This window comes from Bradyrhizobium sp. HKCCYLRH1034, from assembly GCF_051168375.1.
GTDB lineage: Bacteria > Pseudomonadota > Alphaproteobacteria > Rhizobiales > Xanthobacteraceae > Bradyrhizobium.
In genome coordinates this window covers 278,645-300,951 of the sequence record NZ_JBNPUW010000006.1, presented here as the reverse complement: position 1 = coordinate 300,951, position 22,307 = coordinate 278,645, and the positions used below count along the sequence as shown (strand labels likewise).

25 protein-coding genes are annotated in these 22,307 nt (G+C 64.0%); 6 read left to right on the top strand and 19 right to left on the bottom strand.

The genetic code is table 11. The features are described from left to right. Window positions 1-8 precede the first annotated feature (8 nt). The 15 genes from ACQR0W_RS16810 to urtA form a co-directional block, all read right to left on the bottom strand. Window positions 9-1,664 (bottom strand): CHASE domain-containing protein, encoded by a 1,656-nt coding sequence (locus tag ACQR0W_RS16810; protein ID WP_316169508.1) that lies wholly within the window; start codon window positions 1,662-1,664, stop codon window positions 9-11. 293 nt (window positions 1,665-1,957) lie between these two features. Then, window positions 1,958-2,581, bottom strand: coding sequence for an urease accessory protein UreG (ureG, locus tag ACQR0W_RS16805; protein WP_315713835.1), 624 nt, complete (start codon window positions 2,579-2,581; stop codon window positions 1,958-1,960). A 68-nt stretch (window positions 2,582-2,649) separates the two neighbouring features. Continuing rightward, window positions 2,650-3,372, bottom strand: coding sequence for an urease accessory protein UreF (locus tag ACQR0W_RS16800; protein WP_316169634.1), 723 nt, complete (start codon window positions 3,370-3,372; stop codon window positions 2,650-2,652). After that, window positions 3,359-3,976, bottom strand: a complete 618-nt coding sequence (gene ureE, locus ACQR0W_RS16795; RefSeq protein ID WP_316169509.1) for an urease accessory protein UreE — start codon at window positions 3,974-3,976, stop codon at window positions 3,359-3,361. Before ureE ends, ACQR0W_RS16800 begins: the two co-directional genes overlap by 14 nt. Window positions 3,977-4,018: 42 nt before the next feature. After that, window positions 4,019-4,318, bottom strand: a complete 300-nt coding sequence (locus ACQR0W_RS16790) for a putative quinol monooxygenase (protein ID WP_315713833.1) — start codon at window positions 4,316-4,318, stop codon at window positions 4,019-4,021. Between the two features lie 47 nt (window positions 4,319-4,365). Further along, the gene (gene ureC / locus ACQR0W_RS16785; protein WP_316169510.1) at window positions 4,366-6,081 is read right to left on the bottom strand and encodes an urease subunit alpha; all 1,716 of its coding nucleotides are present in this window, start codon (window positions 6,079-6,081) and stop codon (window positions 4,366-4,368) included. A gap of 54 nt (window positions 6,082-6,135) precedes the next feature. After that, complete coding sequence (locus ACQR0W_RS16780) at window positions 6,136-6,675, bottom strand: HD domain-containing protein (RefSeq protein ID WP_315825987.1); 540 nt, start codon at window positions 6,673-6,675, stop codon at window positions 6,136-6,138. 4 nt (window positions 6,676-6,679) lie between these two features. Then, window positions 6,680-6,985, bottom strand: a complete 306-nt coding sequence (locus tag ACQR0W_RS16775; RefSeq protein ID WP_315713829.1) for an urease subunit beta — start codon at window positions 6,983-6,985, stop codon at window positions 6,680-6,682. Window positions 6,986-7,116: 131 nt separating this feature from the next. Further along, a complete protein-coding gene (locus ACQR0W_RS16770; protein ID WP_315713828.1) occupies window positions 7,117-7,419 on the bottom strand; it encodes an urease subunit gamma in 303 nt (100 codons plus the stop codon). 48 nt (window positions 7,420-7,467) lie between these two features. Continuing rightward, entirely contained in the window at window positions 7,468-8,304 is an 837-nt protein-coding gene (locus tag ACQR0W_RS16765; RefSeq protein ID WP_316169511.1) for an urease accessory protein UreD, read from the bottom strand. A gap of 58 nt (window positions 8,305-8,362) precedes the next feature. Next, window positions 8,363-9,058, bottom strand: a complete 696-nt coding sequence (urtE, locus tag ACQR0W_RS16760; protein WP_316169512.1) for an urea ABC transporter ATP-binding subunit UrtE — start codon at window positions 9,056-9,058, stop codon at window positions 8,363-8,365. A 3-nt stretch (window positions 9,059-9,061) separates the two neighbouring features. After that, complete coding sequence (gene urtD / locus ACQR0W_RS16755; RefSeq protein WP_316169513.1) at window positions 9,062-9,823, bottom strand: urea ABC transporter ATP-binding protein UrtD; 762 nt, start codon at window positions 9,821-9,823, stop codon at window positions 9,062-9,064. A 4-nt stretch (window positions 9,824-9,827) separates the two neighbouring features. Then, complete coding sequence (gene urtC / locus ACQR0W_RS16750) at window positions 9,828-10,991, bottom strand: urea ABC transporter permease subunit UrtC (protein ID WP_316169514.1); 1,164 nt, start codon at window positions 10,989-10,991, stop codon at window positions 9,828-9,830. Next, the gene (urtB, locus tag ACQR0W_RS16745; RefSeq protein WP_410051224.1) at window positions 10,988-12,601 is read right to left on the bottom strand and encodes an urea ABC transporter permease subunit UrtB; all 1,614 of its coding nucleotides are present in this window, start codon (window positions 12,599-12,601) and stop codon (window positions 10,988-10,990) included. The genes urtC and urtB overlap by 4 nt, the downstream gene beginning before the upstream one ends. A gap of 88 nt (window positions 12,602-12,689) precedes the next feature. Beyond that, window positions 12,690-14,012 (bottom strand): urea ABC transporter substrate-binding protein, encoded by a 1,323-nt coding sequence (gene urtA, locus ACQR0W_RS16740; protein WP_316169515.1) that lies wholly within the window; start codon window positions 14,010-14,012, stop codon window positions 12,690-12,692. 508 nt (window positions 14,013-14,520) lie between these two features. Between urtA and ACQR0W_RS16735 the strand changes: the two genes are divergently transcribed. From ACQR0W_RS16735 to ACQR0W_RS16725, 3 genes are all read left to right on the top strand, one after another. Further along, window positions 14,521-15,930, top strand: coding sequence for a DEAD/DEAH box helicase (locus ACQR0W_RS16735; RefSeq protein ID WP_316172753.1), 1,410 nt, complete (start codon window positions 14,521-14,523; stop codon window positions 15,928-15,930). Between the two features lie 24 nt (window positions 15,931-15,954). Continuing rightward, window positions 15,955-16,245, top strand: coding sequence for a translation initiation factor IF-1 (gene infA / locus ACQR0W_RS16730; RefSeq protein ID WP_315804701.1), 291 nt, complete (start codon window positions 15,955-15,957; stop codon window positions 16,243-16,245). 300 nt (window positions 16,246-16,545) lie between these two features. After that, window positions 16,546-16,758, top strand: a complete 213-nt coding sequence (locus ACQR0W_RS16725; protein ID WP_006612155.1) for a cold-shock protein — start codon at window positions 16,546-16,548, stop codon at window positions 16,756-16,758. 198 nt (window positions 16,759-16,956) lie between these two features. On the opposite strand, the gene ACQR0W_RS16720 is transcribed toward ACQR0W_RS16725, so the two are convergent. The 4 genes from ACQR0W_RS16720 to ACQR0W_RS16705 all read right to left on the bottom strand — a co-directional run bounded on the left by ACQR0W_RS16720 (window position 16,957) and on the right by ACQR0W_RS16705 (window position 19,908). Then, on the bottom strand, window positions 16,957-17,517 hold the full coding sequence (locus ACQR0W_RS16720) for a TadE/TadG family type IV pilus assembly protein (protein ID WP_315713820.1): 561 nt from the start codon (window positions 17,515-17,517) through the stop codon (window positions 16,957-16,959). A 68-nt stretch (window positions 17,518-17,585) separates the two neighbouring features. Then, window positions 17,586-18,131 (bottom strand): TadE/TadG family type IV pilus assembly protein, encoded by a 546-nt coding sequence (locus ACQR0W_RS16715; RefSeq protein ID WP_315713819.1) that lies wholly within the window; start codon window positions 18,129-18,131, stop codon window positions 17,586-17,588. 314 nt (window positions 18,132-18,445) lie between these two features. Beyond that, window positions 18,446-18,946 carry a pilus assembly protein N-terminal domain-containing protein gene (locus tag ACQR0W_RS16710; protein WP_316169516.1) on the bottom strand — a complete coding sequence of 167 codons (501 nt, stop codon included), beginning with the start codon at window positions 18,944-18,946 and terminating at the stop codon, window positions 18,446-18,448. A 134-nt stretch (window positions 18,947-19,080) separates the two neighbouring features. Then, window positions 19,081-19,908: a sterol desaturase family protein gene (locus ACQR0W_RS16705; protein ID WP_316169517.1), complete on the bottom strand. Its 828-nt coding sequence runs from the start codon at window positions 19,906-19,908 to the stop codon at window positions 19,081-19,083. Window positions 19,909-20,361: 453 nt separating this feature from the next. Here ACQR0W_RS16705 and ACQR0W_RS16700 point away from each other — a divergent pair, with 453 nt between their 5' ends. The 3 genes from ACQR0W_RS16700 (at window position 20,362) to cpaB (ending at window position 22,303) form a co-directional block, all read left to right on the top strand. Further along, window positions 20,362-20,526 carry a Flp family type IVb pilin gene (locus tag ACQR0W_RS16700; protein ID WP_231317342.1) on the top strand — a complete coding sequence of 55 codons (165 nt, stop codon included), beginning with the start codon at window positions 20,362-20,364 and terminating at the stop codon, window positions 20,524-20,526. 325 nt (window positions 20,527-20,851) lie between these two features. Continuing rightward, window positions 20,852-21,376, top strand: a complete 525-nt coding sequence (locus ACQR0W_RS16695; RefSeq protein WP_315734617.1) for an A24 family peptidase — start codon at window positions 20,852-20,854, stop codon at window positions 21,374-21,376. A 126-nt stretch (window positions 21,377-21,502) separates the two neighbouring features. Then, window positions 21,503-22,303 (top strand): Flp pilus assembly protein CpaB, encoded by an 801-nt coding sequence (cpaB, locus tag ACQR0W_RS16690; protein WP_315713815.1) that lies wholly within the window; start codon window positions 21,503-21,505, stop codon window positions 22,301-22,303. The last annotated feature ends 4 nt before the right edge of the window (window positions 22,304-22,307 follow it).

Here is a 22,307-nt window from a genome sequence, read left to right as displayed (position 1 = left end):
CGCTGCGGCTATCGCGCCGGATGCACCGGCGCGGAGAATTGCTCGGTGCGATCGCGCTCGGTCATGTCGATCACCGTCTCCATCGGAGCGGTCAGCTCATACACATAGCTCGCCTCGGTGAAGAAGCGCTTTGACGTGCCGCCGAGCGCCTCCGGTGCCACGCGATCGAGCAGGATCAGTCCGAAATCGCTGTCCGGCCGCCGCGTTGCTTCACTGGTGTTCAATTCCTCCCAACGGAAGTGGAAGACGGCATTCGGCTCCTCGCCGGTCACCTCCCATTTGGCGGTGATGTGCGGGTGCTTTCCCACGAGCGAGAGGCCTTCGTCCGAGTGCGAGGCGAGTTCGAAAAACAGCAGCGACAGGCTCTGCGCGGCACGCGCGCTCACGGTGATGTCGGGTCCATTGACCGCAATCCTGTCCGCATGCGGGATGGCACGAGCTTCGAACAGTCCGCGCAATTGCACGCCTTGCCATTGGCTCTCGCTGAGCAGCGTGACGACGTTCGACATCGCATGGATCCGTCCGATCAGCAGCTCGCGCGCGACGTCCATGTCGCTGCCATGACGCAGCGTGCGCGTCACGATGGATTGGATCACCGCCAGGATGTTCTTGACCCGGTGGTTCAGCTCGTCGATGACCGCCGTCAGTCGGCGCTCAAAGCCGATCCGCACCTGGATTTCGCGGCTCAGGCGCAGATTGTTGTAGGCGACGTAGCCGAACAGGCCGCAGATGATACCGGTCAGCGCCATCCCGATGACGCCGACGATCGCCGCGGTCTGTTGCGCGCGCCGGACCGCATTGCCCTTGGCGTAATAGACCAGCGACCAGTCGTGATTGCCGAAGGCCACGGTGCGGGTCGACGACGGAGCAGGATCGTCCGGCCTGCGGGTCCGGCTCGTCACCGCCCCCTGATCGTTGGCAACCAGCTCATCCGAGGCGTTGCGCGGATCCTTCAACGCCACCGAGAACAACGACAGATCGTCATTGGTGAGCAGCAGTGGCCCGATCTCGTAGGAAAACGTCACGAAGCCCGCCGGCGCAGTGGCACCTTGCGGGACGACCGGGGCTGCCAGCACGATCCCGATCGGACCATCGCTTCGCAGCAGCGGAGTGGGATCGGACGCGACCGGCTTGCCCTCGGCCATGGCACGCGCGAGCATCGGTCCGACGATCGGCTGCCGGTCGAGTGCGATACCAGGAAGCTTCGAGGTCTCAGCATTGCGTGGCTCGAGATCCATCAGAACGTCCAACGGACGATCGACGTTCGACCCGAGCGGCATGTCGTCGAAATTGCGAATGGTTGGATTCGGGAAGCCAGCCTGACGCAGCTCGGCTTGCGCGATGGGGAGCTCATCCGGCCGCAGCCGCGCGATCCACGATGCCACCACGAAGTCGGTCTTGAACGCGTAGATCGACGATCGCAGCGGCTCCAGCATATTGGCCTTGATCACGGAGGGAGCGCGGAACAGCCCGGAGGCCACCCGGGCCAGCAGCTCACGTTCGGTCAGCCGGTCCTGGACGAGGCTGGCATGGACGTCGATGGCACGGGCCAGCGCAATGCGATCGAGCGCCAGCTCCTGGTCGTGTACGCGATAGGCGGCCAAGCCGGACAGCGCCGTCCCGACCAGCGCGATCAAACCGATGATGACACCCAGCCGGAGCACTCGTTCACTCTGAAGTAAAGGGTTGGCGAAGGAGGAGACGAGTCATCCAATAACCGGGCCTGCAACTCAAGGACGCACCTCGGGGCGATCGGAAGTGATCGGAGCGATCAGCGGATAGCGATCCCAGGATACCGGTGCATCGGCGCCGAGACGCCTTGGGCAAGGCGCACCCCGGGTCGAGGCAACACCCGAGGGCTCAAGTTGTTCCGGCCGGATGAGGCTTTTTTGCGTCGGTCATTCCAGCAGACGCATCGAGCAACAAAGAGCCGTGCGACGCAGATCCGTCCCCGCGCTCAGGCCGACGGCTTCAGACCGCCCTTGGCTTCGATGAAGCCGATGATCCGGTCAAGCCCCTGGCTCTTCTTCAGGTTGGTCATGACGAAGGGCCGTGAGCCGCGCATGCGCTTGGCATCCGTCTCCATCTTCTCCAGAGAAGCGCCCACATGGGGTGCCAAGTCAATCTTGTTGATCACCAGAAGGTCGGAGCGGGTGATACCCGGTCCGCCCTTCGACGGGATCTTGTCGCCCGCCGCGACGTCGATGACGTAGATCGTGATATCGGCGAGTTCCGGCGAGAACGTTGCGGCGAGGTTGTCGCCGCCCGACTCGATCAACACCAGGTCGAGTCCGGGAAACTTGGCTCGCATGTCGGCCACGGCGGCGAGGTTCATGGACGCGTCCTCGCGGATCGCAGTATGCGGGCAGCCGCCGGTCTCCACGCCGGCGATACGATCCGGAGTCAGCGATCCCGAGCGAACGAGAAACTCCGCGTCCCACTTGGTGTAGATGTCGTTGGTGATCGCAGCGATGTCGTAGTGCTCCCGCATCGACTTGCAGAGCAGATCCATCAACGCAGTCTTGCCGGACCCGACCGGGCCACCGACGCCAACGCGGAGCGGACCGTGAGACGATGCCATGTCATTTATCCTTCTGTCGTGCGCGCGACCGCGCGGGGCCGTGATCGAGCAGCCGTTGCCCCGCTTCATCACGACCGAAACAGCCTTGTATATTGCGTCTCGTGATGAAGGCTTGCGAGATCGGAGCGGAACGTTGCGCCGCCGATGTGATCGAGCGAGGCGAGCAGAGCGCGGTCCGCCGTCGCGGCGACGACAGGTTCCAACGCGGCGAGCGCGCGCTGGCTGTCGGTCTGCCCCAACGGTACGAGACGACTGCCGGCGGAAATCCAGTTCGACGTCAGGGCGTGCAGAAAGCCGTGCAGCAGGGGTCCCAGAGGAACGCCGTGAAGCGCGCCGACCAGCCCCACGGCGACCGGATAGACGATGGTCTCACAGCGCGCCACCGCCTCGTCGAGGCCTGCGCAGTTCCAGGCGGACCGCGCGATCTCGATGAAGGCCCGGCCCTGCGCGGTGGTTTCGAGCTGACGCTCGCGCGACGGTACGAACGCGGCCGCAAGCTCGGCCACCTCGCGGAGGCTGGCCATATCGTCGAGCTCGACCGCGCGATACGCGTGCGCGAGGAAAGCCGCGTCGCAGAAGCCGGAGCCGTTGGTCAGCATCGTCGCGAGCCAGCCGCGCAGCTCCGCCGCATCGCCGATGTCGCCTGCCTCCACGGCCCATTCGATGCCGCTCGAATAGGAGAAGCCGCCGATCGGAAACGCCGGCGACAGCCATGTCAGCAGCCGATACAGCGCAGCCGAATCCGCGGCCCTGATTGCAGCCGGCCGAGCCCCCTCCTCATTTGTGCTCATGAGCATGGGAATGACCGTGATCGTGATGGTCATGGCCGCAGTGCTCGTCATGCACGTGATGATCATGTGCATGGCCGTCGTCGTGGCCGTGATGCGCGTGATCGTGCCCGGCATGATCGTGATGATGATCGTGACCGTGGTGATCATGATCATCGTGGCCGTGCGCATGGCTGGGCTCGGCGTAGGCGCCACCTTCCGGATCGAACGGTGCCTCGATCTCGATGACGCGGGCGCCAAGACCCTTGACCATGGCCTCGATCACGTGGTCGCGGCGGACGCGCAGGCTCTTGGCCATGATCTGCGTCGGCAGGTGCCGGTTGCCGAGGTGCCAGGCCAGCCGCACCAGATGATGCGGATCGGAAGCCCGGATCTCGAGCAGCGGCTCGGCCGCCGCCACGACCTCGATCAGCCGGCCGTCCTCCAGCACCAGGGCATCGCCACCGCGCAATGCGGTAGCGTGCTCGAGGTCCAGCAGAAACTCCAGCCCACGCGTTCCGGTCATCACCAGCCGCCGCCGGTGCCGGTCATCGAAATCGAGCAGGACGGAATCGGCGGCAGCCTCCTTCCAACGATGCTGCCCGAGCACGCGTGTCGCGCGGATCATGCTGAAACTCTCATTCTCTTATTGCGCTCACTCTTATTCCGCTCAGCGGACATCGACCTTCTCAGGCGTGATGATCTCGATCTTCGGCGGGGCCGACATGCATTTGACCGCGACGCGCCCGAACGTCTTCATGTGCTCGGTCGCGCGGTGCGGCACCAAGGCCTCGGCATTCTCCCACTGCTCGACGAAGACCATCTTGCTCGGGTCGGTGACGCTCTCATGCAAATCATAGGCGATATTGCCGGGTTCTTTGCGGGTCCCCGCAATGCAGGCAGCCGCAGCGGCGATGAATTCCGCACGGGTTTCGGGCTTGATGGTCAAGGTGGCAACGACATAGATCACGAACACGTCCTCCCGGTACTTTTCTGGTTCTGGTACCGGGCAGAAGCTTAGTACATGAAGTAGCGCTGCGCCATGGGCAGCACCTCGGCCGGCTCGCAGGTCAGGAGCTCGCCGTCGGCCCGCACCTCGTATGTCTCCGGATCGACCTCGATATTGGGCGTCGCATCATTGTGGATCATGCTCTTCTTCGAGATCCTGCCGCGGGTGTTCTGCACCGCGTAGAGCTTCTTCGAAAGGCCGAGCTTGCGGGCGAGCCCGCCGGTGATGGCCGCCTTCGAGGTGAAGATCACGGACGAAGCCGTCAACGACTTGCCGAACGCGCCGAACATCGGCTGGTAATGCACCGGCTGCGGGGTCGGGATCGAGGCGTTCGGATCGCCCATGGGCGCGGCGACGATGGTGCCGCCCTTGATGACGCAGTCCGGCTTGACGCCGAAGAAGGCGGGCGACCACAGCACGAGGTCGGCGAGCTTGCCCTTCTCGACCGAGCCGATCAGCTTCGACACGCCATGCGCAATCGCCGGGTTGATCGTGTATTTGGCGATGTAGCGCTTGACGCGGAAATTGTCGTTGTCCTTGCCCTTGTCCTGCGGCAGCGCGCCGCGCTGCTTCTTCATCTTGTCGGCGGTCTGCCAGGTCCGGATGATGACCTCGCCGAGCCGGCCCATCGCCTGCGAATCCGATGACATCATCGAGAGCGCGCCGAGATCGTGCAGGATGTCCTCCGCCGCGATCGTCTCCTTGCGGATGCGGCTCTCGGCGAAGGCGAGATCCTCTGCGATCGACGGGTCGAGATGGTGACACACCATCAGCATGTCCAGATGCTCGTCGATGGTGTTGCGCGTGAACGGCCGCGTCGGGTTGGTCGAGGACGGCAGCACGTTCTTCAGGCCGGCGACCTTGATGATATCAGGCGCATGACCGCCGCCCGCGCCCTCGGTGTGGAAGGCATGAATGGTGCGGCCCTTGAAGGCCTTGATGGTGTCCTCGACGAAGCCGGATTCGTTGAGCGTATCCGAGTGCAGCATCACCTGGATGTCGTGATCGTCCGCGACCGAGAGACAATTGTCGATCGCCGCCGGCGTCGTGCCCCAATCCTCGTGCAGCTTCAGCGCACAGGCGCCGGCCTTGACCATCTCAACCAGCGCGGCCGGGCGCGAGGCGTTGCCCTTGCCGGAGATGCCGAGGTTCACAGGGAAGGCGTCGAACGACTGCATCATCCGCCCGATGTGCCACGGGCCGGGCGTGCAGGTGGTCGCGAAGGTGCCGTGCGACGGGCCGGTGCCGCCGCCGAGCAGGGAGGTGACGCCCGACATCAGCGCGTGCTCGATCTGCTGTGGGCAGATGAAATGGATATGGCTGTCGAAACCGCCGGCGGTGAGGATCTTGCCCTCGCCCGCGATCACGTCGGTCCCGGGGCCGATCACGATGGTGACGCCGGGCTGGATGTCCGGATTGCCGGCCTTGCCGATCGCGCTGATCATGCCCTCTTTGATCGCGACGTCGGCCTTCACGACACCCCAGTGATCCACGATCAACGCATTGGTGATGACCGTGTCCGCGGCGCCCTGCTTGTTGGTCGCCTGCGACTGTCCCATGCCGTCACGGATGACCTTGCCGCCGCCGAACTTCACCTCCTCGCCATAGACAGTGAAGTCCTTCTCGACCTCGATGATCAGGTCGGTGTCGGCGAGCCGGACCTTGTCGCCGGTCGTGGGACCGAACATGTCGGCGTAGACGGAACGCTTGATCTTGACGGACATCGGTGGCCCCCAATTAGCTCTACTTGTCGTGATGTCGAGACGCCGGCGATCCGCTCACAGCGTTCCCCGTGCATTCGCAACCGTCTCATCGAACAGCACATCGAGCCGCGCGTTGACACCGCGGCAGCCGGCGACGACTTGCTCGGCCCAGCCGAGATACTCCATCAGCTCGAGCTGCTGCTCCAGGTCCGGCTCGAAGAAGATGCGGGCGCGGATGTTGCTGATCTTGTCGGCGATCTTGATCTGCTTGGCACCAGCGGACTTGCCGGGCGCGGCGATGACCTGGACCTGGCGCCGCTCGCTCTTCGGCAGGGTCATGTCATCAGTGACTTCCACGACGAGGTCGGCGACACGACGCCCAAAGCGCTCCGCCAGCTCGTCAGCGGCCGTATCGGTGTCCTCGATGGTGTCGTGCAGCCAGCCTGCCGCGACGAGCTCGGCGTCCTCGCCGTCGCAGGTTGCCGACAGGATGTTTGCGACCTCGGCGAGATGATTGATGTAAGGCTCCTCGTCGCGGCCCTTGCGCTGCTGGCCAGCGTGACGGCGCGCCGCCAGCTCGGCGGCTTCGGAGACGAGGCGTAATCCGGTCAGCATCGGCTTACAACTTGCCCATGACGTCGCCGCGGAAGCCGTAGACCATGCGCTTGCCGGCAAGCGCCACCAGTTGCACGTCGCGGGTCTGGCCAGGCTCGAAGCGCACCGCCGTGCCGGCGGCGATGTCGAGCCGCATGCCGCGCGCGCGTCTGCGATCGAACTTCAGCGCCGGATTGGTCTCGAAGAAATGGTAGTGCGAGCCGACCTGGATCGGCCGGTCGCCGGTATTTGCGACCGACAGGGTCACGGTCTTGCGGCCGGCATTGAGCTCGATCTCGCCGTCCTGGATGAAGAGTTCGCCGGGGATCATGAGTTACCTCGCAGGTTTCCACTGCGTCATGGCCGGGCTTGACCCGGCCATCCACGTTTTTCCATTCAGATCGAACAGCGTGGATGCCCGGGTCAAGCCCGGGCATGACGACCGAAAGAGTTGGGCTCGCTTCACCGGATCGGCTCGTGCACCGTGACCAGCTTGGTGCCGTCCGGAAACGTCGCCTCGACCTGGATGTCGTGGATCATCTCGGGGATGCCGGGCATCACCTGGTCACGGGTCAGGACCTGCGCGCCGGCCTGCATCAACTCGGCCACGGTGCGGCCGTCACGCGCGCCTTCCAGGATGAAGTCGGAGATGATCGCGACCGCTTCGGGGTGGTTCAGCTTGACGCCGCGATCGAGCCTGCGGCGGGCCACAATGGCGGCCATCGAGATCAGGAGCTTGTCCTTTTCGCGGGGAGACAGGTTCATGCGGACTCTCTGGTGATGGTCTTCTGGTAGTCATCAGTTGGTAAACGTCTAGTTGAGCCACAGCCGCGGCAGCGGCCCGGTCGAAGCACAGCCGAGCACCGCCATCATGTCGGCGCGCAGGCTGGCGGCATCTTGGGCACAGAAGCGGGCCATTGCAAATCCATTCCAGGCCGACAGCGCGACCTCTCCCCGGAAGGCCGGCAGGCTGTCCCTGATGCGGTCGACCAGCGCGGCGTCGCCCGGCACGATCAGCGCGGTCCCGATCGCCGCGCCGCCCTTGGCGATGGCCGGCCGCGCCAGCTTGTCGCCGATGTCGCCGTCGAGGCGGACCGTCTCGGCGAACACGAGCTTGCCGCCGCGCCGCAGCCGCCAGCGATCGACGAATTCGCCCTCGCGCATGCGCTCGCCCATGGCCGTGCGGCCGAACACGACGATCTCGCACAACAACAGCGAGGCGGTATCGGCAAGGTCGATGTCGATCCGGCGATGGATGCGAGCGCGGTCGAACAGGATGGTCTCCTGCGGCAGCCAGGAGATGTGGGCAGCCGCATGGGCGGTCAGCGCGATATCGAGCTCTGCGGGCTTGCCAGCGGCGCGATAGACCTTTTCGGCCGCGGCGCTCGACAGCGTCATGCGGCTACCTTCGCCGGCCGCGACCTCGATCGCAAAGCGGTCGCCGCCGGCGATGCCGCCGGCCGTGTTGACGAACATCGCCGACAGGCCATCGTCCTCGGGCGAGGGAAAGCGCACCCGCAGCGAGCCGGATTCATGCAGATGATGGCGCCGCGTCACGCCGTCCTGCAGCCGCACGTCGAAGCGCACCGCGCCTCGGGCGCGGTTGGCCTCGAAGATGTCGGCAGCGGCGCTGGCGGGATCTGCCCGCATCGATCCCCTCCCCTGGGACCAGACGCGGGCGAGACCGCGTCGAGAAGTTACGTGATGATCACAGCGCCATCTGGCGGCTGATCTCGGCCTGATCGAGATCGGCGCGGGTGCAGGTGAACTTCACCGCGCCGCGATCCATGACGGCGAAGTTGTCGCCGAGTTCGCAGGCAAAGTCGAGATACTGCTCGACCAGGACGATCGCGATGTTGCCGAGATTGCGCAGATACGAGATCGCCCGGCCGATGTCCTTGATGATCGAGGGCTGGATGCCCTCGGTCGGCTCGTCGAGAAGCAGGAGCTTTGGCCGCATCACCATGGCACGGCCGATCGCAAGCTGCTGCTGCTGGCCGCCGGAAAGATCGCCGCCGCGGCGGCCGAGCATCGATTCCAGCACCGGAAACAGCGAGAACACGTCGTCCGGGATGCTGCGATCGCTGCGCTTCAGCGGTCCGAAGCCGGTCTTGAGGTTCTCCTCCACCGTGAGCAGCGGGAAGATCTCGCGCCCCTGCGGCACGAAGCCGATGCCCTTGCGCGCCCGTTCATAGGGCTTGAGATGGGTGATGTCGGCGCCATCGAAGGTGATGCTGCCGGAGGCCAGCGGATATTGTCCGACCAGCGCCCGCAGCAGCGAGGTCTTGCCGACGCCGTTGCGGCCGAGCACGCAGGTGACCTTGCCGGGCTCCGCCGCGATCGAGACGCCGCGCAGCGCCTGGGCGGCGCCGTAATAGAGGTTGATGTCCTTGACGTCCAACATCGCCTAGCGCCCCAGATACACTTCGATCACCCGATCGTTCGACGACACCTGATCGATGGTGCCCTCGGCCAGCACCGTGCCTTCGTGGAGGCAGGTGACCTTGACGCCGAGCTCGCGCACGAAGGTCATGTCGTGCTCGACGACCATGACGGTATGATCCTTGTTGATTTCCTTGAGCAGCTCAGCCGTCTGATGCGTCTCGACGTCGGTCATGCCGGCGACCGGTTCGTCGACCAGCAGCAGCTTCGGGTCCTGTGCCAGGAGCATGCCGATCTCCAGCCACTGCTTCTGGCCGTGCGACAGGCTGCCGGCGAGCTTGCGTCTGGCATCCTTGAGCCGCACGGTCTCGAGCACCCGGTCGATCTGCTCGGACTCGCTCCTCGAGCCGCGCCAGAACAGCGTGCCCTTGACGCTGTAATCGACATTGAGCGCGAGCAGCAGGTTGTCCTCGACCGACTGGCTCTCGAACACGGTCGGCTTCTGAAACTTGCGGCCGATCCCGAGCTCGGCGATGCGGGTCTCGTCGAGGCGGGTGAGATCCGTCTTGCCGTCGAACAGCACCGTGCCCTCGTCGGGCTTGGTCTTGCCGGTGATGATGTCCATCATCGTGGTCTTGCCGGCCCCGTTCGGGCCGATGATGGCGCGCATCTCGCCGGGCTCGAGCGTCAGCGAGAGATTGTTGATGGCGTGGAAGCCGTCGAACGAGACGTGCACGCCGTCGAGATAGAGCAGCGACGACGTCGCGCGGGTGTCCATCACGTTCATGCGCTCACTCCGCCATCTTGGGTTCGGTGACGCCGTCCTCGCGGGCGGCGCTCTCGGCGCTCAGCCTCCTGCTGCCGAGCTGATCCCACCAGGAATTGAAGGTGCCGATGATGCCTTTGGGCAGCAGCAGAGTGACGAGCACGAACAATGCGCCGAGCATGAACAGCCAGTAGGGCGCCAGCACGCCCGAGGTGAAGAACGTCTTCGCGTAGTTCACGACGACGGCGCCGAGCGCAGCACCTACCAGCGTGCCTCGGCCGCCGACCGCGACCCAGATCACGGCCTCGATCGAATTGCCGGGCGCGAACTCGGATGGGTTGATGATGCCGACCTGAGGAACGTAGAGCGCGCCTGCGACGCCGGCCATGCACGCCGACAGCGTGAACACGAACAGCTTGTAGGACTCGACGCGATAACCGAGGAAACGCGTCCGCGACTCGGCGTCGCGGATCGCGATCAGCACCTTGCCGAGCTTCGACGACACGACGGCCCGGCAGATCAGGAACGCCAGAATGAGCGCGAGACAGCTCAGTGCGAACAGCGCGGCGCGGGTGCCTTCCGCCTGGACGTTGAAGCCGAGGATGTCCTTGAAGTCGGTCAGGCCGTTGTTGCCGCCGAAGCCGAAATCATTGCGGAAGAAGGCAAGCAGCAGCGCGTAGGTCATCGCCTGGGTGATGATCGACAGATACACGCCGGTGACGCGCGAGCGGAAGGCGAGCCAGCCGAAGCAGAAGGCGAGCAGGCCGGGCACCACGAGCACCATCAAAGCTGCGAACCAGAACATGTCGAAGCCGTGCCAGTACCAGGGCAGCTTGGAATAATTCAGGAACACCATGAAGTCCGGCAGAATCGGATTGCCATAGACGCCCCGGGTGCCGATCTGGCGCATCAGATACATGCCCATCGCATAGCCGCCGAGCGCGAAGAACGCGCCGTGACCGAGCGAGAGGATGCCGCAATAACCCCAGATCAGGTCGATGGAGAGCGCCAGGATCGCGTAGCAGACATATTTGCCCCACAGCGCGACCAGATAGGTCGGCACCTGCAGCGCCGCGCCGGCCGGCAGCAGCAGGTTGGACAGCGGGATCAGCACGCCGCAGGCGGCGACCACGAGCACGAAGATGGTCGCAGCGCGGTCCAGCGACCGGGTGAGGACGTGCGGCATCATGCTTCCACCGCCCGGCCCTTGAGCGCGAACAGGCCGCGCGGGCGCTTCTGAATGAACAGGATGATCAGCACCAGAATCGCGATCTTGCCGAGCACGGCGCCGGCGACCGGCTCCAGGAACTTGTTGGCAATGCCGAGCGTGAAGGCGCCGACCAAGGTGCCCCAGAGATTGCCGACGCCGCCGAACACCACGACCATGAAGGAGTCGATGATGTAGCTCTGGCCGAGATTCGGGCTGACATTGTCGATCTGCGACAGCGCCACCCCGGCGATGCCGGCAATACCGGAGCCGAGCCCGAAGGTGAGCGCATCGACCCGCGAGGTCGCGATGCCCATCGACGCCGCCATGCGCCGGTTCTGTGTCACCGCGCGCATCTCCAGGCCGAGCGCGGTGTAGCGCAGCATCGCCAGCAGGATGGCGAACACGGCCATGGTGAAGCAGAGGATCCAGAGCCGGTTGTAGGTGACGGTGATCTGGCCGAGCTCGAACGCACCGCTCATCCAGGAGGGATTGCCGACCTCGCGGTTGGTCGGACCGAAGGCCGAGCGCACCGCCTGCTGCAGGATCAGGGACAGGCCCCAGGTGGCCAGCAGTGTTTCGAGCGGACGCCCGTAGAGGAAGCGGATGATGGTACGCTCGATCAGCACGCCGATCGCGCCGGCCACCAGGAAAGCAAGCGGGACTGCGATCAGCAGCGAGTAGTCGAACAGCGCCGGGTAGCGGGTACGGATCACCTCCTGCACCACGAAGGTGGTGTAGGCCCCCAGCATCACCATCTCGCCATGGGCCATGTTGATGACGCCCATGACGCCGAAGGTGATGGCAAGCCCGATCGCGGCGAGCAGCAACACGGACCCGAGCGACAATCCGTACCAGGCGTTCTGGACGCCGGACCAGACGGCCAGCGAACCCTGGATCGAGGAGATCGCACTCGCCGCAGCCTTGGTCACGGTTGCCGGCTGATCGCCGCCGCTGATTTCCGTCAGCAGCGCCAGCGCCTCCTGGTCGCCGCGTGACCGGATCGTGGCCACGGCGTCGAGCTTGTCGACCTCACTGGCGTCCGACTTGAACAGCAGGATGGCGGCACGCGCCTCGGTGAGCGCCTGCTTCACGGCGCGATTGGTTTCCTTGGCGAGCGCCGACTCCACCGTCGGCAACGTCGCCTCGTCATGCGACTTGAACACCGATCTTGCGGCGGTCAGGCGCGTGTTGGTATCCGGCGACAGCAGCGTCAAACCACCGAGGGCGGCATCGACGCTGCGGCGCAGCCGGTTGTTGAGGCTGACGGCGGCGGCATTGTCGGGCAGTTTGTCGACGGCGGCGCCGGTGGCAGCATCGATGATCTTGCCGTCGGCCTGCTTGATGAAGACCTTCTTGGTGTCGGCATCGAACATCAGCCGCTCGTCCTGGAGCGCGCTGATGATCGGGAAAGCCAGCGGGTTGCCCGACACGGCGATCTCGCCGACGGCCTCGTCCGTGTCCGAGAAATCATCGTTCGCGAACTTCGCGACGGACTCTTCGAAACTGGCTGCGAAGGCGGGAACGGAAACGGCGATCAGGGCGAGCAAAACAAGCAGACGGCGAATGATCGCCAGAAAAAAAGCAGGCACTGGACAACCCCGGCAGGAGTTCAGGAGGTCAGGAGAAGGCGGCAACATCACCGCCTTCTCCTGTCGTCGTGGTCGCGTCAGGTCGAGATCAGGAGCCCGAGCCCAGGCACTTGTTGGTCTTGACGTTGAAATTGCCGCACTTCTTGCCGACCCAGTCGCCGATCAGGTCCTTCGAGCCCTCGAGCTCCTTCGACCAGGCGTCGCCCGGGACGAGGTCCTTGGTCTTGTAGACGACGCTGAACTGGCCATCGCCCTTGATCTCGCCGATGAACACCGGCTTGGTGATGTGGTGGTTCGGCAGCATCTTCGACACGCCGCCGGTCAGGTTCGGGGCCTCGGTGCCAGGGAGGGCGTCGATGACCTTGTCCGCATCGGTCGACTTCACCTTCTCGACCGCCTTCACCCACATGTTGAAGCCGATCACATGCGCTTCCATCGGGTCGTTGGTCACGCGCTTCGGGTTCTTGGTGTAGGCCTGCCAGTCCTTGATGAACTTCTCGTTCGCCGGGGTCTTGATCGACTCGAAGTAGTTCCAGGCGGCGAGATGGCCGACCAGCGGCTTCGTGTCGATGCCGGCGAGCTCTTCCTCACCCACCGAGAATGCGACGACCGGAATATCCTTGGCCTTGATGCCCTGGTTGCCGAGCTCCTTGTAGAACGGAACGTTGGCGTCGCCGTTGATGGTCGAGACCACGGCGGTCTTCTTGCCGGCCGAGCCGAACTTCTTGATGTCGGCGACGATGGTCTGCCAGTCGGAATGACCGAACGGCGTGTAGTTGATCATGATGTCGTCCTGAGCCACGCCCTTGGACTTCAGGTAGGCTTCGAGGATCTTGTTGGTGGTGCGCGGATAGACGTAGTCGGTGCCGGCCAGCACCCAGCGCTTCACCTTCTCTTCCTTCATCAGGTAGTCGACCGCCGGGATCGCCTGCTGGTTCGGCGCCGCACCGGTGTAGAACACGTTGCGCTCGCTCTCCTCGCCTTCGTACTGGACCGGGTAGAACAGGATGCTGTTCAGCTCCTTGAACACCGGCAGCACCGACTTGCGCGACACCGAGGTCCAGCAGCCGAACACGACCGCGACCTTGTCCTTGGTGATCAGCTCACGCGCCTTCTCGGCGAACAGCGGCCAGTTCGAAGCGGGGTCGACCACGACGGCCTCGAGCTTCTTGCCGAGCACGCCGCCCTTCTTGTTCTGTTCGTCGATCAGGAACAGGATCGTATCCTTCAGCGTGGTCTCGCTGATGGCCATGGTGCCGGACAGAGAATGCAGAACGCCAATCTTGATGGTGTCGTCGGCGGCCTTGGCCGGGCCAAAGCCGGCTGCGCCGAGCGCCAGGCCGGCAGCAGCAGCCAGCCAGCGACGGCGGCTGAACGGCGCCGTTAATTCCTGAGTGAGTCGAGTAAGCATGAGGTAATATCTCCCTGACGCAGACGTGCTTCGCAGCCAAGGCGGCCGGCGGTCTGCGCAGGCAGAATCGCAAGAAGTGTGCCATGCCGTGCACATCTGCTAAGGCATTGACACAAAAGTGGAACTGGGCGTTCTCGTAGAGAGGCGCCGCGGCCTTCTGCTTCCGGATTGAGCAAGCTCGATGATTAATCAGATGGCATACAGCGCAGAATTTATGCACTTTGTTTCGAATGGCTAAATTTAAAGCAGCCGAGTACCACCCGGAAAGCCAATCCGTTGCGCACCGGCCTTGAAAGTGCCGTCCATCTGTTCCATATAGCTGGTAGATCAAGGCGAATCGGCCGGATCTTTGCAAGCCGCGTGTTCTTTAGCTCGACCAGAGCTTCTGGCTTCGCATTCTCACCCATCCAATCTAGGCGCTCCAAACACGCGGGTGTCTCTCAACCACCCACCCGCGTCCGGCTGCCTGCCGACACGGGCCTTATCCTCTTATGGAAAGCCCCATCTTTTGACATCCTTCCAGGATTTTAACCTCGCCGACGCGCTGACGCGCGCGCTGAAGGAAGAGAACTACACCACCCCTACCCCGATCCAGGCCCAGACCATCCCGCTCGCGCTCGAAGGCCGCGACGTGATCGGCATCGCCCAGACGGGAACCGGCAAAACGGCCTCGTTTGCGCTGCCGATCCTGCACCGCTTGCTGCTGAACCGGATCAAGCCGCAGCCGAAGACGGCACGCGTGCTGGTGCTGAGCCCGACCCGCGAATTGTCGGGTCAGATCCTCGACAGCTTCAACACCTATGGCCGGCACATCCGGCTGAGCTCGGCGCTCGCGATCGGCGGCGTGCCGATGGGGCGCCAGGTCCGCGCTATCATGCCCGGCCTCGAAGTGCTGGTTGCCACCCCTGGCCGGTTGCTCGATCTGGTTCAGAGCAACGCTTTGAAGCTGACCCATGTCGAGTTCCTGGTGCTCGATGAAGCCGACCGCATGCTCGACATGGGCTTCATCAACGACATCCGGAAGATCGTGGCCAAGCTGCCGATCAAGCGGCAGACGCTGTTCTTCTCGGCCACCATGCCTAAGGACATCGCCGAGCTCGCGGACGCCATGCTGCGCGACCCCGCGCGAGTCGCGGTGACCCCCGTCTCCTCGACGGTCGAGCGCATTGCCCAGCGCGTCATCCACGTTGACCACTCGGCCAAGCCGAACCTTCTGGCTCAGTTGCTCAAGCAGGAGCCGGTCAACCGCGCGCTGGTGTTCACCCGCACCAAGCACGGCGCCGACAAGGTCGTGAAGAGCCTCGAAAGAGCCGGCATCCCCGCCCAGGCGATTCACGGCAACAAGTCGCAGAACCACCGCGAGCGCACCCTGGCGGCGTTCCGCACCGGCGAGATCCGAACCCTGGTCGCAACCGACATCGCGGCCCGCGGCATCGACGTCGACGGCGTCAGCCATGTCGTCAATTTCGACCTGCCGAACGTGCCCGAGACCTACGTCCACCGGATCGGCCGCACGGCGCGCGCCGGCGCCGAGGGCGTTGCGATTTCGCTCGTGGCCGGATCGGACGAGCTGTCCTACCTTCGCGACATCGAACGGCTGATCAAGATCTCGCTGCCGCGCGACGATCGCCGCACGCCCGGCCTCCGCGAGGCCGCTGCACCGGCCAAGCCGCCTCAGCGCGGTGGCCGTCCTGGCATGCAGAATGCGCGGACCAACGACGGTGGCACCGCCGCAAAAGGCCCTCGCCGTCACCGTCGTTCCAATGCTAAGATGGCGTCTCTGCCAGGCAATCGTCAGGAGCCCCAGCGGCCGTCGCAAGGCGGCGGCAAGGCCGGGTCGATTCAAGGCGTTGCTTTCCTGCATCGCGAGGGCAGACCCAAAAACCACGCTCAAAACCGCAACCAACGGCCAAACTAGACGTCTATCGATCTGGAGAAAGACATGGCTAAGGAAGAGCTGATCCAGTTCGAAGGGCTGGTCACCGAAATCCTTCCCGACGCACGCTATCGGGTACAACTCGACGCGGGGCACGAGATCGTCGCCTACACCGCGGGCAAGATGAAAAAGAATCGCATCAAGACGCTCGCGGGAGACCGCGTGACGGTCGAGATGTCGCCCTACGACCTCGAAAAGGGCCGGCTGATCTTCCGCCACAAGGACGAGCGTCCCAGCTCGCCCGGCGGTCCTCCGCGTGGCGCAGCGCAGCGCGGCGGCCAGTTCCGTCGGCGCTAGGGGCATTGGGCGGAGCAATGTTCCGCCCGGCCCGGCGGATTGATCAAGCCTTGCGCAATCAGCGACAATTCAGCGCGTCGGCGTCGAGCCGGCGCGTCAAAAAATCATGCACTCTCGCGCAGCTCAGGATTGTTTTGCGCGGGCATTTCCAATAATATATCCCGCAATCGATTTTCGGCCGGACGAGATTAGCTATTACCGGTACAGCCGGTTCAGACGCTGACGACCCTTCCAAAAATTCGATCTAACCAGCCCAGGAGACTGGGCTACGCATTTGGTATCTGAGAAGGGAACTACCCCGTGAGCATGGGAACCGTGAAGTGGTTTAACGCAACCAAGGGCTATGGCTTCATTCAGCCGGACGACGGCGGCAACGACGTGTTCGTGCACATCAGCGCCGTCGAGCGCGCTGGTCTCGGCACGCTGCGGGAAGGCCAGAAGATCTCCTACGAGATCGTGGCGGACCGCCGTTCGGGCAAGTCGTCGGCCGACAATCTCCGCGCCGCCAATTGAGCGACGCCGGGCGATCGCGCATGCGATTGCCCATCTGGACAACGAAAGGCCGCCTTGCGCGGCCTTTTTTATTGCCTTGATTGTTTGCCGCCGAGTTCTGCTCGTCCAAATGACCGTAGTGTCGATCGCTCCGGTTCGCAGGCGCGTATGCGACTGCGGCCCCGGGGCCGGGCGGGCTCCGTTGCGGCAGCCCTCACCTCAGCAGGAAGTCGCCGGGCTATACATCACACAGGTCGACTGCCGCGGGCGGGTATAGGCGACGTCGCTGAGATTGACGCCCGTCTTGCCCATGACGTAGCCGATCGTCGGAACGTACTGGTAGTTCACCTCGCTGAAGATCAGATAGGTGCCGGACACCAGCAATTCAGCCGGCACGCCGACCGTCATGCCGACGGTTCGCGGCGTCGATCCCTTGCTCCACTTCACCGTCGCCTGCTTGGTGGTGGGATCGACATAGAGCTCGGTGATCGTCGCATTCACCGGCGTCGTGGAATACGGGTACATGATGCCGGTCGAGGCGGCGAAGAAGTTCGACATGTCGCTGTCGCCAACCGAGGTCGATTGCGAGGTCAGATCCGACAGGGTGCGCGCCATCAGGGTGACCTTGCGGTCGACGGCGATGGCCGAGCAGAATTCGACCGTGCCGAAGAACATCACCAGCATCAGCGGCACGATGAATGCGAACTCGGTGGCCGCGACACCGCGACAATCGGCAGCGAAGGCGTCGATGCGACGCCACAGGCGCAGGCTCGAAGACATACCCGGCATTCTTCCCAACGGCATGATGAATTCCTGGTGTCACTCAGAAGAAGCTCGCGAGGTCAGCGTTATGAATACGGCTCGTTCTTGAATGCGGCCGTACCCACCAGCAGGCGCTTACTGCCGCTCAGATTGGCGATGTTGTAGCCGAGCCCCGTTACGAAGATCGGCCATTGATAGAACAGCCTGACGACGACGATGTCTCCGGCCGCGCCCGGGCTGTAGGTCATGTTGTTGACGAAGTTGCCACTGTTGTCGATCTGGTTGCTGATGGAGACGCTCCCGAACGAGGAGTAGCTCTTCACGTCGATATAGATCTTGTTGCAATCGAACAGCGCGGGAACCTGGGTGCAGACGTAGCTCGCGAACTGCGACTGCGTATAGGCGCCCTGTTGCGCCTGTCCGGTCAGGATCATGCGCGCCGAGTCCTGCGTGATCGTCTCGAGCACCTGGCCGGCAAAGAACATCAGCGCCGTTTCGATGATCGCGAACAGCAGCGCAAAGAAGACCGGCGCGACCAGCGCGAATTCGAGCGCGGCCGATGCCCGCCGGTTGCGCCGGAAGCGGCGCAACAGCCGGCGCATCGAAGCGGTCAAGGAGACGGGGGCTTGCATGGGGTCATCCGGACTGGGAAGGCACATCAACCTGGGTGAAACGAATAGCGGAAACTCCTTGGGAAAGAGTTTCCTACAATACGGACAGTATGGCCCGCCGCATCAACGTCCCGCTAACCATGCTTGGGGGGGTCGCTCGCAGCCAGCCCTTCGAGGCAGCGCGCCACCTGCCCGCCCCGATCATCGAAACCAAACGAATCGGGCGATCCAGCCGCAGCACCGGCGGCGAGGCTCACCGCATCGTCGGTGCGGAGGCGCGTGGAGATCCGGTCAGGCGCTGCCATCGACCCGGCCAAGCATGGCCAGGCCAGCGCTCAGTTGGTCTTCGAGGCCGCTGCCGCGTTGCCGCTCGCCGTGCTGGACATCGTTCCAGCCTGGTCGAGCACCGATTTGAAGTAGTTGTCGCCGTCGCCCAAGGTCACCCGGCGCTGGCAGATCGGCATGCAGCTATAGGTCTCGCGATCGACGCCCCGATACACCGTCACGAGCTGGTCGGTGGGTCCGGCGACCTGGATCTGGCGATCGATCAGCACCTGCCCGCCGCGATCCATCGCAATGAAGTTGGTGGCACCGTAGCTCTTGCCGGTGACGACGATGATGCCGCCGCTCTGCAAGGTCACATCGGCGATCATCGGATTGCCGACGACGAGCGTCGCGACCCGGTCGGGCAACTTGACCAGCTTGGCCTGGTCGACATTCACGGCGATGGCGGGATCAGGCTCCGCCAAGGCGGCAGCCGGCCACAGCAACACCGCGGCGACAGCCGCCCGCAATGCGAGGGAAACACTAGGACGACGCGACACACAGAACGACATACTCAACCCCGGGACATTGACGAGCCGTCTCAAGCGATACGCAGCGGTGACGGCGCCCGACGCGGCAAATCTGCGCTCAATTGGTGAATGATCTGCAAACGTCGCGATAAAGCCTCGGGCGGTTGCAGAACACGTCATCTTCGGAACGGAAAGGCGAGCTGACCGCCGAACTCACCGGGCATCGTCGCCTCGTCCTTGCCATAGGCCATGGGCAACTGCCCCTCCGGCATCCGGAACGTGCCGAACAGGATGTCCCAGATCGGGAACGTGCCGGCGAAATTGGTGTTGCCGCCCTGCTCCATCGACGTGTGGTGCCAGCGATGGAAGACGGGTGTGGCGAGGACATATTTCAGCGGGCCCAGCGTCCAGTTGAGATTGGCGTGGACGAAGGCCGAATGGAACGTCGTGAACGGTCCGACCCAGATCATGACATTGGGCGAGATGCCGGCCATCAAGAGGATGACGTCGACCGCGATCGTGCCGAGGATCAGGTTGATCGGATGGAAGCGGGCCGCCGAAATCCACTCGAGATCCTCCGACGAATGGTGAACCGCGTGGTATTTCCAGAACTCGCCGCCATGGAACAGACGATGCGTCCAGTACAGCATGAAGTCGGAGAGCACGAGGAAGAGCACCCCCTGCAGCCATTCGGGAAGCTGCGCCAGCGGGCCGTGCCCGTTTTCATAGAAGGCGATCAACTCGTCGGCGTCGCGGATCTTGAAGACAACGCTGGCGCCGAGCACGAGAAAGCCGATGCGGAGCACCCGCGCGAACACCGGTACGAAGAACCAGTAGACCACGTCGGTGACGAGCTCGCGCTTCTGCCACCACGGCTTTCCGGGATTGCAGGCCCAGAAGTGACTGAGCACCGAGAACACCACTGCCAGCATCAAGGTGATCGGCAACACCTTCTCGATGGTCTGGCCGAGCATCAGCGCGACTTCCCATGGCAGACCGGACATCACATTCCTCATCTCATGAACTGTTCCGAGGGGTACTCCCAGGCGCTTAAGGAGCCGTGAACCTGCGCGCCCGCAGAACCGCCCTGCCGATCGGCCCAGCGCGATCGACATCGAGCCACATGCTCCACCAGCCAGGTCGACACGGCCCCATGCATATAGTGTGGAATGCGGAGCAGGCCCGGCGATGGATGGGGCCGGGCATGACGGCCCAAACCCTGCGCTCGTCTTTTCAGCGAGACCGACTGCGGCGTGGCCATGCGTTATTTCGAATGGTCGTGCCGCGCTTCATCCAATGTTTACTCTGCACAATAACAGCCATTTGTCGCCGTGTTTCGGCGACCGAATTAACTACGCCGAAATTCCTGCCCCCTACGGTGGCCGCATGGTCACGGTGCTGAGAACGCCGCAACGACCAGAGTTTGTTCGACCAGCCACGTGTACATGGAGTTACCTATGAAGAATCTTCTTGCTCGCTTCGTGAAGGATGAATCCGGCGCGACCGCGATCGAATACGGTCTGATCGCCGCCGGCATCTCGCTCGCGATCATTGCCGCGGTGAACGGTCTCGGCTCCAGCCTGAGCTCCAAGTTCGGCGCGATCAACACCTCGCTGAAGTAAGCGGTCGTCACGGCCGAGCAAAAAGGCCCCGGACATCCGGGGCCTTTATCATTTCCACATTCAGCTTCGCGGCGTTCAGTGATGCGTAACCACGTTTTGTCCGCAGCCGCGTCCCGGCCTCCGTCCAGCGGGGCCGACGTCGCCTTGCGTTGGATCTGCGGCGGCCTCGGCCTGTCCATCCTCGCTCTGGCGGCCCGCATCGTCAGCGTCTGGTGAGAACGACAACCAGCCGGCCATTCCGGCTGTTTCCCGATCGTTTATTTCTTGCAGTTAGGCTCTGGCGCAGCGGCGCACCCATGCCCCGCGTCGATGCCATTGAGAGCCCATGACCCTCGATCTCGCGCGCCTTCTGCTGTTTCCGGCCCTGATGGCCTTTGCCGCGGCGAGCGACCTGTTCACGATGACCATTTCGAACCGGGTCTCCCTGGCGCTCGTCGCCGGCTTCCTGGTTCTGGCGCCGCTGAGCGGGATGAGCATGGCTGACATGCTGATGCATCTGGGCGCGGGCGCGACCCTGCTGGTGATTGCTTTCACCTGCTTTGCATTCGGCTGGATCGGCGGCGGTGACGCCAAGGTCGCATCCGCCGCCGCCCTGTGGTTCGGCTTCGCCCACCTGATGAACTACCTGTTGTACGCCTCGATCTTCGGCGGCGTGCTCACCCTCGCCCTCATGCAGTTCCGGCAATGGCCGTTGCCCTACATGCTGGCAGGGCAACCCTGGCTTGCACGCCTGCACGCCAAGGAGAGCGGCGTGCCCTATGGCATTGCGCTCGCCCTGGGCGCTCTGATGGTCTATCCGGAGACCGATTGGGTGAAGGCGATCGACGCTGCGCGCCTTGCATTGCTCTGAACACACCGTGTCAACGCGGTGTTAAGGCGATTTAGATACGCCTCATTAACCATGCTTTGACGAATAACTGCTCAACTCCCATCACGGCGGCGGAAACGTCGCGGCGTCATGTGGAAAGTGAAGCGTATGAATACCGCACGCATTGTGGTTCTGACCATCGCTGTAGGCGCTGGCGGCGTGGCCGCATATCTCGCGAGCGGGTCCGACGACCGGCCGGCTCAAGTCGCCGCGCCCGCGCCGCAGATGCCGACCGTCGACGTTCTCGTCGCCAAGGGCGACATTGCCCTCGGCCAATCCCTCAAGCCCGAAGATCTGCAGTGGCAGAGCTGGCCGGCGGCCACGGCCAGTGCCAGCTTCATCCGCCGCAACGAGCGGCCTGAAGGACAGACGCAGATAACCGGCACGATCGCGCGGGCGCCGTTCATTGCCGGCGAGCCCATCCGCGAACAAAAGCTCGTCAAGGCCGACGGCTCGGGCTTCATGGCCGCGATCCTGCCGGCCGGCATGCGCGCCGTTTCCACCGAGATTTCTCCGGAGACCGGCGCCGGCGGCTTCATCCTGCCGAACGACCGCGTCGACGTGATCCTGTCCAAGCGCGAACGCAATCCGGATCAGCCCAACGCGGGCGACGTCGTCAGCTCCGATATCATCCTGTCGAACATCCGTGTGCTGGCGATCGATCAGGCCCCCAAGGAAAAGGACGGCCAGACCACGGTGGTCGGCAAGACCGTCACGCTGGAGCTGAAGCCGGAGCAGGCCGAGACGCTCGCGCGTGCCCGTCAAACCGGAACGCTGTCCCTGGCGCTCCGCAGCATCGCCGACGTCAACGTGGCCGAGCGCCGCACGGACGAGACCAGCCGCAAGCGCAGCGACAGCGTTGCCGTCGTCCGCTTCGGCATTCCCAGCACGATGACGACGCAGAAGTGAGCAA